Annotated in this window: 12 protein-coding genes; 11 read left to right on the top strand and 1 reads right to left on the bottom strand. The window is 73.0% G+C overall.

What is annotated here, in order from left to right; genetic code table 11:
• The first annotated feature begins 160 nt into the window (after positions 1 to 160).
• The 8 genes from ACZ7OY_RS12600 (at position 161) to ACZ7OY_RS12565 (ending at position 8563) form a co-directional block, all read left to right on the top strand.
• Positions 161 to 469, top strand: a complete 309-nt coding sequence (locus ACZ7OY_RS12600; protein ID WP_471911393.1) for a hypothetical protein — start codon at positions 161 to 163, stop codon at positions 467 to 469.
• A gap of 366 nt (positions 470 to 835) precedes the next feature.
• The gene (locus ACZ7OY_RS12595; RefSeq protein WP_471911392.1) at positions 836 to 1381 is read left to right on the top strand and encodes a DUF2617 family protein; all 546 of its coding nucleotides are present in this window, start codon (positions 836 to 838) and stop codon (positions 1379 to 1381) included.
• 89 nt (positions 1382 to 1470) lie between these two features.
• Positions 1471 to 3108: a polyamine aminopropyltransferase gene (locus tag ACZ7OY_RS12590; protein ID WP_471911391.1), complete on the top strand. Its 1638-nt coding sequence runs from the start codon at positions 1471 to 1473 to the stop codon at positions 3106 to 3108.
• A gap of 75 nt (positions 3109 to 3183) precedes the next feature.
• Positions 3184 to 4362, top strand: a complete 1179-nt coding sequence (locus ACZ7OY_RS12585) for an SRPBCC domain-containing protein (protein WP_471911390.1) — start codon at positions 3184 to 3186, stop codon at positions 4360 to 4362.
• A 45-nt stretch (positions 4363 to 4407) separates the two neighbouring features.
• Entirely contained in the window at positions 4408 to 5196 is a 789-nt protein-coding gene (locus tag ACZ7OY_RS12580) for an aldose epimerase family protein (RefSeq protein ID WP_471911389.1), read from the top strand.
• 10 nt (positions 5197 to 5206) lie between these two features.
• Positions 5207 to 5755: an orotate phosphoribosyltransferase gene (pyrE, locus tag ACZ7OY_RS12575; protein WP_471911388.1), complete on the top strand. Its 549-nt coding sequence runs from the start codon at positions 5207 to 5209 to the stop codon at positions 5753 to 5755.
• A 202-nt stretch (positions 5756 to 5957) separates the two neighbouring features.
• Complete coding sequence (gene fbaA / locus ACZ7OY_RS12570; RefSeq protein ID WP_471911387.1) at positions 5958 to 6980, top strand: class II fructose-bisphosphate aldolase; 1023 nt, start codon at positions 5958 to 5960, stop codon at positions 6978 to 6980.
• A gap of 71 nt (positions 6981 to 7051) precedes the next feature.
• The gene (locus ACZ7OY_RS12565) at positions 7052 to 8563 is read left to right on the top strand and encodes an MFS transporter (protein WP_471911386.1); all 1512 of its coding nucleotides are present in this window, start codon (positions 7052 to 7054) and stop codon (positions 8561 to 8563) included.
• Positions 8564 to 8612: 49 nt separating this feature from the next.
• Here the strand turns inward: ACZ7OY_RS12565 and ACZ7OY_RS12560 are convergent, their stop codons facing one another.
• Positions 8613 to 9146 (bottom strand): hypothetical protein, encoded by a 534-nt coding sequence (locus tag ACZ7OY_RS12560; RefSeq protein ID WP_471911385.1) that lies wholly within the window; start codon positions 9144 to 9146, stop codon positions 8613 to 8615.
• A gap of 126 nt (positions 9147 to 9272) precedes the next feature.
• On the opposite strand from ACZ7OY_RS12560, the gene ACZ7OY_RS12555 reads away from it, so the two are divergent.
• From ACZ7OY_RS12555 to kynU, 3 genes are all read left to right on the top strand, one after another.
• Positions 9273 to 9686 (top strand): DUF3151 domain-containing protein, encoded by a 414-nt coding sequence (locus ACZ7OY_RS12555; protein ID WP_471911384.1) that lies wholly within the window; start codon positions 9273 to 9275, stop codon positions 9684 to 9686.
• 166 nt (positions 9687 to 9852) lie between these two features.
• Positions 9853 to 10692 (top strand): tryptophan 2,3-dioxygenase family protein, encoded by an 840-nt coding sequence (locus tag ACZ7OY_RS12550; RefSeq protein WP_471911383.1) that lies wholly within the window; start codon positions 9853 to 9855, stop codon positions 10690 to 10692.
• Positions 10685 to 11917: a kynureninase gene (gene kynU / locus ACZ7OY_RS12545; protein WP_471911382.1), complete on the top strand. Its 1233-nt coding sequence runs from the start codon at positions 10685 to 10687 to the stop codon at positions 11915 to 11917. The genes ACZ7OY_RS12550 and kynU overlap by 8 nt, the downstream gene beginning before the upstream one ends.
• Positions 11918 to 12099 lie beyond the last annotated feature (182 nt).

The following is a 12099-nucleotide window of genomic DNA, read 5'->3' as shown; positions in this document are numbered from 1 at the left end:
CGCCGAAGCTCCGGGGTTCCTCAACCCGCCTTCGGTGGGCACCCTCAGAAGTTGCTCAACTCTGCTTTGGCCGTGCGGACGGCCGGGCATTCCCAGTCCACGCAAGGAACGAGGCGCCCACGGGGGGCCGCTTCGGGGGAACCGGAAGGAGGGTGACGCCATGGCCATCGGCATCATCCTGGTGATCGCCGCGGTCCTGTTCGCGGGCGCCGTCGCGTCCTCGGCGCGCAGGAACGGCAAGGCGCGGATGTACGGCGTCAGCCGTCGGCGCGGCGGCAGCGGTAGCGGCAGCGACAGCAGCTGGTGGGTCGGCGGGGGAGTCCCCGGCTCGACCTCGGACGGCTACTCCGGCGGCCACTCCGGTGGGCATTCGGGCGGCCATTCGGGCGGTCACTCGTGCGGGGGCGGTCACTCGTGTGGGGGCGGGTCGTCCTGCGGCGGCGGGGGCGGATGCGGCGGAGGCGGCTGACACGGGGCAGCCGAGCTCCAGCAGGGGGAGCCGTATCCGACGGACGGGGCCCGGACATTCGTTCGGGCCCCGTACCGCGCGGGTGTGCGCCGTGGGGCTCCGGCGCACGCCGTGGTTGAACAGTTGAGCTGTCGGGCCCTCTGAGGGATGGAAACCCCACGAAGTTGGGTAAAAACGCTGTGGCGGCAGCACAGTTCATGATTCCCTCTAAACCACCATCGCAGCCCCTCGGACGTCTTGCGCGGACACCCCTCCCGACTGGGCTGACCGGGCCGAATTCCCGCCGTCGACCGGAGTCGACCGGAGTCGACCGGGGTGCGCCGGACCAACACCCCCTTTTTCTTTGCGTGCTTGCGGAGCCGATCCATGCTCACGACCCTGAACACCTCCTACACCGACACGCGCGCGGCAGACCTCGCCTGGGCCCTGGGGCGCGAGCCGCTCCCCGCCCTGGCCACACTCGACCTCGAACTGGACGGCGCCAATCTCCAGTTGAGACTGCTCGGCGCGTCCCACCAGGTGCTGGTGGAGCAGGAGCAGGGCCGCTGTTCGGAGACGGTGGCCTGCATTCCCGGCAGCAGCACACCCCTGCCGCTCGGCGTCGCCAAGCGGGTGGACGACTGGGAGTACGAGTTCGCCGCACGCGTCGAGGTCCTCTCGCCGGGCTCGTTCGCGGGCCGCGCGCAGGAGCTGCTGGCCCTCGTCTGCGACCATCCGAACAGCCTCGCGGGCGTCTTCCCCGGCAGTCCGCACGCGTTCACGGCCATGCTCGCCCAGCGCCACGACGGCCATGTGCACTGGCGCACCTGGCACGCCTACCCGCAGGACGGCCAGCTGGTGGCGACCCGGACCCGGGTCGGGAAGCGGGTCCCCGCGGGACGGTGCGGCCGGCTCAGCCGGTCCGGGGTCTGACCCCGGTAAACACAAGACACCCGAACAGCGGGTATTTCCACACGTGTGGGTGACGAGGCGTGCCGTGTTCGTCACGTAACGTCGCAGTCGTGATCGAGTCGCGCGCCCCCGCCCCGCCCGGCACCTCGCCGTCCTGGGGCGGCCCCGCGCGGCTGCCGGTCCGGCCGGGCACCGGACGGTTCCTGGTCCTCGCGGGCGTCTTCGTCTGCGCCGCCTGCGGGTTGGTGTACGAACTCGAACTCGTCGCCCTGGCCTCGTACTTGATCGGCGACTCGGTCACCCAGGCCTCGGTCGTGCTGTCGGTCATGGTCTTCGCGATGGGCATCGGCTCCCTCGCCGCCAAACGGCTGCGCCGGCACGCGGCCGCCGGCTTCTGCGCGGTCGAGGCGGCGCTCGCCCTCGTCGGCGGCAGCAGCGCCATGGTCCTGTACGCGGTGTTCGCCTGGACCGGCGACTGGGGCGGTCTGTGGGTCGACGGCCCGCGCTGCCTGCTGGTCGTCTTCTCCCTCGTCATCGGCCTGCTGATCGGTGCCGAGGTGCCGCTGCTGATGGAGCTGATCCAGCGCATCCGCAGACAGGACGCCGGCGGTGCGGTGGCCGACCTGTTCGCGGCCGACTACGTCGGCGCCCTGGTCGGCGGCCTCGCCTTCCCCTTCCTGCTGCTGCCCGTCCTGGGCCAGCTGACCGGCGTCCTGTGCACCGGCACGGTGAACGTGCTGGCCGGCGGCGCCCTCGTCCTCGGGCTGTTCCGCCGGGACCTGACCCGCCGCGCCCGCTGGGTGCTGCTGCTCGCCAACGTCGCCGTGCTCGGTGTCCTCGCCACGGCCGCCGTACTCGTCGGCGACTTCGAACAGGCGGCACGGCGCGCGGTGTACGGCGACGACGTACGGGTGGCGGTGCGGACCGAGGTGCAGGAGGTGGTGCTCACCGGCGGTGTCCACGGCCGTCCCGTCACCCTCTTCCTCGACGGCCGGCTGCGGGCCGGCGGCCGTGGCGAGCGGCGCTACCACGAAGCCCTGGTCCACCCCGCGATGAACGGCCCGCACGCACGCGTCCTCATCCTCGGCGGCGGCGACGGACTCGCCGCCCGCGAGGTGCTGCGCCACCCCGGGGTGCGCCGGGTCGACATCGTCGAACTCGACGCGGGCGTCGTGCGGTTGGCGCGCTCCGACCCGGCGCTGTCCGCGCTGAACGACCACGTGTACGGCGACCCGCGCGTGCACGTGACGACGGCCGACCCCTTCCGCTGGCTGCGCCGGGCCCCGCGCGGGGCGTACGACGTCGTCGTCTCGGATCTGCCGGACCCGGCCGTCACCGCCGGCACGAAGCTGTACTCGCTGGAGTTCTACGGGCTGACCCGGCGCGTCCTGACGAGCGGCGGCCGGCTGGTGGTGCACGCCGGGCAGGTCGCGTGCCGTCGGCGCGACTTCTGGACGGTGGACTCCACCGTGCGGGCCGCGGGTCTGCGCACCGCCCCCTACCGCGTGGCCGATCACGACGACGGCTCCGGGGCGGACCTGGGCCGGTCCGCCCCCGCCACCCGCGCGCCACTCGACTGGGGCTTCGTCCTGGCGCGGGCCGACGTCCGTCCGGTCCTGGGCCTGGCCCGGGACGAGCGTCCGCCGCGCACCCTGACCCGGGCGGGGCTCGCGGCGGACGCGCGGGCCGCGGACCGGACCCGGATCCGGGGGCTGCCGGCCTCGACACTGGTCCATCCGCGGTACTGAACCGCCCCGGTACGCGCAGGTGTCTCCGGCCGAGAGGGAGGTATTCGGGGCGGCCCCTGGGTAGGCTCCGACGACATGGAGCATGAGGTCTTCGTTCCGGTTCCCGCCGAGCGGCTCAGGGCGACGCTGGCCGACCCCGCCCGGGTCGCCCGCGCGGTCCCCGGGCTTCAGCAGGACGCGGGCGGCGAGCCCGGCAGCGGACGGCTGAAGGTCCGGGTCGGGAGCCACAGCATCACCTACCGGGGCTCCGTCCGGGTCACGGCGCGCGAGGACGGTGCGTACGCCGTCGAGGGCGAGGCGACCGAGGCGCGCGGTCCGGGGGCGGTGACGTTCGCCCTGGTCCTGCGCGTGGCCGCTACGGACGGCGGCACCACTCTCGCCTTCGGCGGCACGGCCACGGCGGACGGCCGGGTGACCGAACTGCCCAGGACGGCGGTCGACGCGGCCGTGACCCGGCTGCTGAACCGTTTCGCGGAGGGGCTGGGTGCGGACGAGGCGGACGCACCGGACGAGGCCGCCCGGGCGGGCGGCGCGCAGCCCGGCGCCGCGGCGCCGCAGCAGCCGGCCACCGGCCCGGCCGAGCCTGTCCGGCCGACGCACCCCGCGGAACCCGCGGAACCCGCGGAACCCGCGCACCCCGCGGAACCCGCGGAACCCGCGGAACCCGTAGAGGCCGTAGCGCCTGTGGAGCTGGAGGAGCCCGGGTCCGAGTCCGAGGAGGCCGTGGCGCTCGCGGAACCCGAGAAGTCCGCGGAACCCGAGAAGTCCGCGGAACCCGAGAAGTCCGCGGAGCCCGAGGCACCCCAGGCGGCCGAGGAGTCCGAGGCACCCGAGGAGTCCGTAGAGGCCGTGGGGTCATCTGAGTCCCAGGAACCCGAGAAGCCCGCCGAGCCCGAGAAGCCCGCGGAAGCCATGCCGCCCACAGAGCACGAGAAGCCCGAGGAGCCCGAGGAGCCCGAAGAGATCGCTGCGCCCGAGGAGCCCGAAGAAGCCGTGGCGCCCATGGAACCCATGGAATCCGTGACGCCCATGGACTCCATGGAGCCTCCCGCCGAGGCCGCGCACGCCCGGCGGACGATGATCGGGCGGAGTGCGGAGGAGGTGGACCACGCGCCGCCGCGCGGGCGGTACGCACCCGTGCCCGCGCCGCAGACCATCGCGCCGAACCCCACCCTCCGCTGGGCCGCGCCCGCGGCGGCCCTGGTGGTGGCCTCCGCGATCGTGGTCGGCCGCGCCCTGCGCAAGCGACGCTGAGCACCGAGCCGCCGGTCCTCTTGATCCGCCCAGTAGGGTCGTTCCGTGAGTAACGAAGACATCACGTTGACCGCGGGAGACGCGGAAGTCGTAGTACAGCCGGGCAACGGCGGCCGGATCGGCGGGCTCCGCATCGGCGGCGTCGAGCTGCTCCGGCAGGGGGAGCGTTTCGGCTGCTTCCCGATGGTCCCCTGGTGCGGGCGGATCCGCGACGGAGTGTTCCGGGACGGCGGCACCGTCCACCGGATGCCGCTCAACTCCCCGCCGCACGCCATCCACGGCACCGCGAGGGACGGTGCCTGGCGGGTGGCGCGCAAGGCGGCGGACGAGGCCGTCATCACGTACGACCTGGTCGAGCCCTGGCCCTTCACCGGCCGGGTCACCCAGGCGGTCGCTCTCGCCCCCGACGCCCTCACGCTCACCATGTCGGTGGAGACGTACGCGTCCTCCTTCCCGGCTCAGATCGGCTGGCACCCCTGGTTCCACCGCAACCTCGGCGGCCAGGACGTCCGGGTCGCCTTCGAACCGGCCTGGCAGGAGGAGCGCGGCGACGACCATCTGCCGACCGGGAACCGCGTCGAGCCCCGGCCGGGCCCCTGGGACGACTGCTTCGGCATGCCCGGCGGCGTCGACGTCACGCTCACCTGGCCGGAGCAGCTGGAGCTGAAGGTGACCAGCCCCGAGGAGTGGGTGGTCGTCTACGACGAGCAGGAGGCCGCGGTGTGCGTCGAGCCGCAGACCGGTCCGCCCAACGGGCTCAACACCCTCCCGCGCCTGGTCACACCGCTGGAGCCGCTGGAGGCCACCACCACGTGGAGCTGGCGGCGCCTCTAAGCTGGCAGACATGACGGACGTACGTGGCGAGCTGCTGACGCAGATCAAGGACAAGGCCGTGGTGCACGGCAAGGTGACTCTCTCCTCGGGACTGGAGGCCGACTACTACGTCGACCTGCGGCGCATCACCCTCGACGGAGAGGCCGCCCCGCTGGTCGGCCAGGTGCTGCTGGACCTGACGGCGGACCTCGACTTCGACGCGGTCGGCGGCCTGACCATGGGCGCCGACCCGGTGGCCGCGGCCATGCTGCACGCGGCCGCCGCGCGCGGACGCAAGCTGGACGCCTTCGTCGTCCGCAAGGCCGCGAAGGCGCACGGTCTGCAACGGCGGGTCGAGGGGCCGGAGATCGCCGGACGGCGCGTGCTGGTCGTCGAGGACACCTCCACCACCGGCGGCTCCCCGCTCACCGCGGTCGAGGCCGTGCGCGAGGCCGGTGCCGAGGTGGTCGCCGTGGCGACCATCGTCGACCGGGCGACCGGCGCGGCCGAGAAGATCGAGGCGGGCGCGGGCGTGCCCTACCGCTTCGCGTTCTCCAAGGACGAGCTGGGCCTGGACTGAGGTCCGGCCTTCCGTTCGGCCGTCGTACGGGGTTGCCCGCGGGGTGTTCGACGGCCGGACGGGAGTTGTCCACAGGGCGGGACGCGCTGCACCCAGCATCGGCCCAGGTCTGGAAAGATGTCGCCGACGACGACGTCACATTCAAGGTCTAGGTCAGGGCCGTAAACGCAGAACCCCACCCGCACATACAAGGAGCGGACAGATGCCCATCGCAACCCCCGAGGTCTACAACGAGATGCTCGACCGGGCGAAGGCAGGCAAGTTCGCCTACCCGGCCATCAACGTCACCTCGAGCCAGACCCTGAACGCGGCTCTGCGCGGCTTCGCCGAGGCGGAGAGCGACGGCATCATCCAGATCTCGACCGGCGGTGCCGAGTTCCTCGGCGGCCAGTACAGCAAGGACATGGTCACCGGCGCGGTGGCCCTGGCCGAGTACGCGCACATCCTCGCCGAGAAGTACCCGGTCACGGTCGCGCTGCACACCGACCACTGCCCGAAGGACAAGCTCGACGGGTACGTGCGTCCGCTGATCGCCGTCTCCGAGGAGCGCGTCAAGGCCGGCCGCAACCCGCTGTTCCAGTCGCACATGTGGGACGGCTCGGCGGAGACCCTCTCCGACAACCTGGCCATCGCCCAGGAGCTGCTGGAGAAGGCCCGCGCCGCGAACATCATCCTCGAGGTCGAGATCACCCCGACCGGCGGCGAGGAGGACGGCGTCTCGCACGAGATCAACGACTCCCTCTACACCACCGTCGAGGACGCGATCCGCACGGTCGAGGCGCTGGGCCTGGGCGAGAAGGGCCGCTACCTGCTGGCCGCGTCGTTCGGCAACGTCCACGGTGTGTACAAGCCGGGCAACGTCGTCCTGCGCCCGGAGCTCCTCAAGGAGCTGAACGAGGGTGTGGCCGCCAAGTACGGCAAGGCGTCCCCGTTCGACTTCGTCTTCCACGGCGGTTCCGGCTCCTCCGAGGAGGAGATCGCCACCGCGCTGGAGAACGGCGTCGTGAAGATGAACATCGACACGGACACGCAGTACGCGTTCACCCGCCCCGTGGTCGACCACATGTTCCGCAACTACGACGGTGTGCTGAAGGTCGACGGCGAGGTCGGCTCCAAGTCCACCTACGACCCGCGCACCTGGGGCAAGCTGGCCGAGGCGTCGATGGCCAAGCGCGTCGTCGAGGCCACGCAGAACCTGCGCTCCGCGGGTACCCGGATCAAGTAACCGGCGGCTGCGGCGACCCCCGGGTCGCCGGAGGGCTGGCCCGGGGACAGCCGTGGAGGGATGATCTCTCCATGGCTGTCCCCGCACAGCACACTCCCGCCGTCAGGATCTCCAGCCCCACGGGCCGCTGGATCCTGCTCACCACGGTCCTCGGATCCAGCATGGCCCTGCTGGACTCGACCGTCGTCAACGTCGCGCTGCCCACCATCGGCCGCGATCTGAATGCCGACCTCGCCGCCCTCCAGTGGACCGTCAACGCGTACCTGGTGACGCTGGCCGGGCTGATCCTGCTCGGCGGCTCCCTCGGCGACCACTACGGCCGGCGCAAGGTCTTCGTCCTCGGTGTGGTCTGGTTCGCCACCGCGTCGCTGCTGTGCGGCCTCGCCCCGAACAGTGGCGTCCTCATCGCCGCCCGTGCCCTCCAGGGAATCGGCGGCGCCCTGCTGACCCCGGGCTCGCTCGCCCTGATCCAGGCGTCCTTCCACCCCGACGACCGGGCCCGGGCGGTCGGTCTGTGGTCCGGTTTCGGCGGCATCGGCGCGGCCGTCGGCCCGTTCCTGGGCGGCTGGCTGGTGGACGGGCCGGGCTGGCGCTGGGTGTTCCTCCTCAACGTCCCCCTGGCGCTGATCTGCGCCCCCGTCGCCGTACGCCATGTCCCCGAGTCCTCCGACGGCCGTGCGCACGGACGCTTCGACGTGCTCGGCGCGGTGCTCGGCGCCCTCGCGCTCGCCCTGGTGACGTACGCCCTGGTCGAGGCGGCCAGCGGCTCCCTCGCCGTGGCGCTCAGCGCGGTCCTGGGCGTGCTCGCGGCGGTCGCCTTCGTCTACGTCGAGAAGCACAGCCCCGATCCGATGCTGCCGCTCGACATCTTCGCCTCCCGCCAGTTCACCGCCGTCAACCTGGTCACGCTGTGCGTGTACGCGGCCTTCGGCGGCTTCTTCTTCCTCTCCGCGCTCCAGCTCCAGGTCGTGGTGGGCTACTCGGCCCTCGGCGCCGGTACGGCGCTGCTGCCGACCACCGCCCTGATGCTGCTGCTGTCCGCCCGCTCGGGCGAGCTGGGCGAGCGGATCGGCCCGCGCATCCCGCTCACCGTCGGTCCGCTGCTGTGTGCCGCGGGGATGCTGCTGATGCTGCGCGTCGGACCGGGCGCCTCGTACGTCACGGACGTGCTGCCCGCGCTGCTCGTGCTCGGCCTCGGCATGGTCGCGCTCGTCGCGCCGCTGACCGCGACCGTGCTCGCCTCCGTGGAGACCGCGCGGGCGGGCCTGGCCAGCGGCGTCAACAACGCGGCGGCCCGCGCGGCCGGGCTCGTCGCGGTGGCCGCGCTGCCGCTGCTGGCCGGGATGGGGCCGGAGGCCTACCGCTCGGCGGACGCCTTCGACGCCGCGTTCCGGCGGGCGATGCCGCTGTGCGCGGCGGTGCTGGTGGTCGGGGCGGCGATCGCGTTCACGACCGTGCGCCGCCCGGCCCCGGACTGCCGCCGCCCCGAGTGCCGTACGCACGGCTGCGTGACCTCGCCGCCGGTGGAGCCCGGCCGCCCCCGGACGGGAACGACCGGTCCGGGCAAGGCGGGCAGGCCTTAGAGCTCCCGCGACACCAGGGTCTCCCGCGGTACCAGGGTCTCCCGCGGTACTAGGGTCTGTGGCGCTGGTCCAGCCGGACGATGGCGCTGTCGGCGTTCTGCCGGTAGCCGAAGACGAGCAGGCTCCCCGGCTGCGCGGCCGCGCCGTCGAGCCGGGCGAGGAAGGTCTGGACGCCGACGGGCCGGTTCACGGCGGAGTCCTGGAACGGCGCGCCGACGCTGATCAGCGCGTTCTCGGCGAGCCGGATGCCGTGCTTCGGGCCGATCGTCTGCCAGACCGGGGTACCGGGTGTCCGGCAGGCCCAGCGCCCCTCCTGCACGGTCAGCCGGATCACGTCCTGGGAGATCGCGTGCCCGTACAGCCGGACGTCGACATGACCCCACTCCCCGGCACAGGCGGGGTCGGCCGAGCCCGGCCCCCCGGAGGCGGCGGGAGTGCCCGTGGCCGTGGCGGAGGGCGCGGCGGCCGGTCCGGCGGCGCCGGTGCCGTCCGGGCGGCAGGCGGTCGCCGCCAGCGTCGTGGCCGCGGCGAGTACGCCGAGCAGGGCGAGTCGGCGGGCGCGGGCAGCGTTCGGCGTGGGCATCCGGTCCCCCGTTGAAGTGCGCGTGATCGACTGGCGGTCCGGCAGGAGTGTGCACCCGGAGGCACCCGTTCGGCAGAGCCGTACGCAACCGTTACCGATCAAGGACAATGCAGCAGACTGGAGTCCATGACGATGCACGAGAACCTCCTCGGTGGTCCGCCCCCGACCCACCTCCCCGACGAGCACGAGCCGCGCGAGCTGCTCGCCGCCGGCACCGCACCCGCCGACGTCGCCGCCAAGTACCCCACGTCCTCGCTGGCCTGGGCCCAGCTCGCGGACGACGCGTTCGAGCGCGACGCCGTCGTGGAGTCGTACGCCTACGCCCGTACGGGCTACCACCGCGGTCTGGACGCCCTGCGCCGCAACGGCTGGAAGGGCCACGGACCGGTCCCCTGGGAGCACGAGCCGAACCGCGGCTTCCTGCGCGCCCTGCACGCCCTCGCCCGCGCCGCCCAGGCGATCGGGGAGCAGGGGGAGTACGAGCGCTGCTCGCAGTTCCTGAAGGACTCCTCGCTGACGGCCGCCCAGACGCTGGGCTAGGGCCTGTCGGGCGGTTTCTGCCTGCCCGGACGGAGGCCCGCCCGTGACCGGGCGGGCCTTGCTCTTTCGAGGGACGATCGCGGAGGATGCCCGTTGGGGACCGGGGCCCCCGTGTCGACAATGGCAGGGGCGGACCGCTACCCGGAGTACACAACAGGAGACAGCGATGTCCCACGAGGCTCGCCAGGCTCAAGAGCCGGAGACCCCGCATCTCGACTTCGCAGGCACGACGCCGTACGAGGACTACGTCAAGGCGGACGTGCTCACCCACCTCCAGCACACCCTCTCGGACGATCCCGGAGAGATGGTCTTCCTGGTCACGACCCAGGTCATGGAGCTGTGGTTCACCGTCGTCGTCCACGAGTGGGAGACCGCCGCGCAGGCCCTGCGCGAGGACCGGGTGCCGGTGGCGATCGACGCGCTGAAGCGGTCCGTACGCGAGCTGGAGGCGCTGAACGCCTCCTGGAAGCCGCTCGGACAGCTCACCCCGGCCCAGTTCAACTCCTACCGCGCGGCCCTCGGCGAGGGCTCCGGCTTCCAGTCGGCGATGTACCGGCGGATGGAGTTCCTGCTCGGCGAGAAGTCCGCGTCGATGCTGGTCCCGCACCGCGGCGCGCCGCGCGTCCACGCCGAACTGGAGAAGGCGCTGCACGAGCCGAGCCTGTACGACGAGGTGCTGCGCCTCCTCGTCCGGCGCGGGCACGCCGTCCCGGCCGCCGTCCTGGAACGGGACGTCACCCTGCGCTACGAGCCGTCCCCGGAGGTCGAGGCGGTCTGGACGGCCGTCTACTCCGGTGACGCCGGCGACGAGGTCGCCCGACTGGGCGAGGCGCTCACGGACGTCGCCGAACTGGTGTGGCGCTGGCGCAACGACCACCTCGTCGCCACCCGGCGCGCGATGGGCGCCAAGGCCGGCACCGGCGGCTCGGCCGGCGTGGCCTGGCTGGAGAAGCGCGCCCGCAAGAACGTGTTCCCCGAGCTGTGGACGGCGAGGTCCCATGTCTGAGACGACCGGTCCCACCGAGTACGAGGCACGTGCGCGGAAGCTGGACGCCGTCGACGAACTGGCCGCCAAGCGCGCCGAGTTCGTACTCGACGAGACCGTCTATCTGGACGGCAACTCGCTGGGCGCGCTGTCCGTGGCCGTCCCCGGCCGGATGGCGGACGTCGTCGGCCGCCAGTGGGGCGAGCTGCGCATCCGCTCCTGGACCGAGGGCGGCTGGTGGACCGCGCCCGAGCGGATCGGTGACCTGATCGCTCCGCTCGTGGGCGCGGCACCCGGGCAGATCGTGGTCGGCGACTCCACCAGCGTCAACGTCTTCAAGGCCCTGGTGGCGGCGGTGCGGATGGCGGGGGAGGGGCGGGACGAGATCATCGTGGACGCCGGCACCTTCCCGTCGGACGGCTACATCGCCGAGTCGGCGGCCCGGATGACCGGCTGCACCCTGCGCCCGGTGGACCCGGCCGAGGTGCCGGGCGCGCTGTCCGGCCGTACCGCCGCGGTGCTCCTCAACCACGTCGACTACCGCACGGGCCGGCTGCACGACCTGCCCGGCCTCACCGCCGCGGCGCACGCGGCGGGCGCGCTCGCCGTCTGGGACCTGTGCCACAGCGCGGGCGCGCTGCCGGTCGGCCTCGACGAGCACGGCGTGGACCTCGCGGTCGGCTGCACCTACAAGTACCTCAACGGCGGCCCGGGGTCACCGGCGTACCTCTATGTGCGCCACGACCTCCAGGACCGTTTCGACTCCCCGCTGCCCGGCTGGAACTCGCACGCCGAGCCCTTCGGCATGCGCAGCGCCTACGAGCCCGCCGCGGGCGCGGTACGGGGCCGGGTGGGCACCCCGGACATCCTGTCGATGCTCGCGCTGGAGGCGGCCCTGGAGGTCTGGGACGGGGTCACCGCCGAGGCGGTGCGCGCCAAGTCCCTGGCCCTGACGGACTTCTTCCTGGAGTGCGTCGAGGCCTATGTGCCCGAGGGGCGCGTGCAGTCGCTGACCCCGGAGGCGCACGAGGAGCGGGGCAGCCAGGTGGCGCTGCGCTGCGACGGCGCGGGTGAGGTCATGAAGCGCCTGATCGAGCGCGGGGTCGTCGGCGACTTCCGGCACCCGGACGTCCTGCGGTTCGGCTTCACGCCCCTGTACGTCGGCTTCGCGGACGCGGAGCGGGCGGCACGCGTGCTGGCCGATGTGCTGGACGAGGTTCCGGCCGAGGTGCGCGCGCAGAGCTAGTGCCGGGGCACTGAACGGTCGTACGGCGCCTCGCCCGGGGTCTTCCTCCGGGCGCGGCGCCGTACCGGTCCCCGGGGGCTGCCGAAGTACGGGCCCGAGCCCTCACCGAGGGTGACATCTGCCTGTCCGCCCATGTCATCGGCCTGATACCGTCCCCGCCGACGGCCGAATTCCCTCGGTGC

This window comes from Streptomyces sp. NPDC107559 (assembly GCF_055657365.1).
Note: the sequence above shows the minus strand (reverse complement) of the source record. Positions and strands in the feature narration are given on the sequence as shown.

Bases quoted from the DNA above. Each gene is read 5' to 3' on its own strand.
- ACZ7OY_RS12555 (WP_471911384.1), top strand. From the start codon at position 9,273: ATGACGATGCACGAGAACCTCCTCGGTGGTCCGCCCCCGACCCACCTC.
- kynU (WP_471911382.1), top strand. From the start codon at position 10,685: ATGTCTGAGACGACCGGTCCCACCGAGTACGAGGCACGTGCGCGGAAG.
- ACZ7OY_RS12600 (WP_471911393.1), top strand. From the start codon at position 161: ATGGCCATCGGCATCATCCTGGTGATCGCCGCGGTCCTGTTCGCGGGC.
- ACZ7OY_RS12585 (WP_471911390.1), top strand. From the start codon at position 3,184: ATGGAGCATGAGGTCTTCGTTCCGGTTCCCGCCGAGCGGCTCAGGGCG.
- fbaA (WP_471911387.1), top strand. From the start codon at position 5,958: ATGCCCATCGCAACCCCCGAGGTCTACAACGAGATGCTCGACCGGGCG.
- ACZ7OY_RS12560 (WP_471911385.1), bottom strand. From the start codon at position 9,146: ATGCCCACGCCGAACGCTGCCCGCGCCCGCCGACTCGCCCTGCTCGGC.
- ACZ7OY_RS12565 (WP_471911386.1), top strand. From the start codon at position 7,052: ATGGCTGTCCCCGCACAGCACACTCCCGCCGTCAGGATCTCCAGCCCC.
- ACZ7OY_RS12595 (WP_471911392.1), top strand. From the start codon at position 836: ATGCTCACGACCCTGAACACCTCCTACACCGACACGCGCGCGGCAGAC.
- pyrE (WP_471911388.1), top strand. From the start codon at position 5,207: ATGACGGACGTACGTGGCGAGCTGCTGACGCAGATCAAGGACAAGGCC.
- ACZ7OY_RS12550 (WP_471911383.1), top strand. From the start codon at position 9,853: ATGTCCCACGAGGCTCGCCAGGCTCAAGAGCCGGAGACCCCGCATCTC.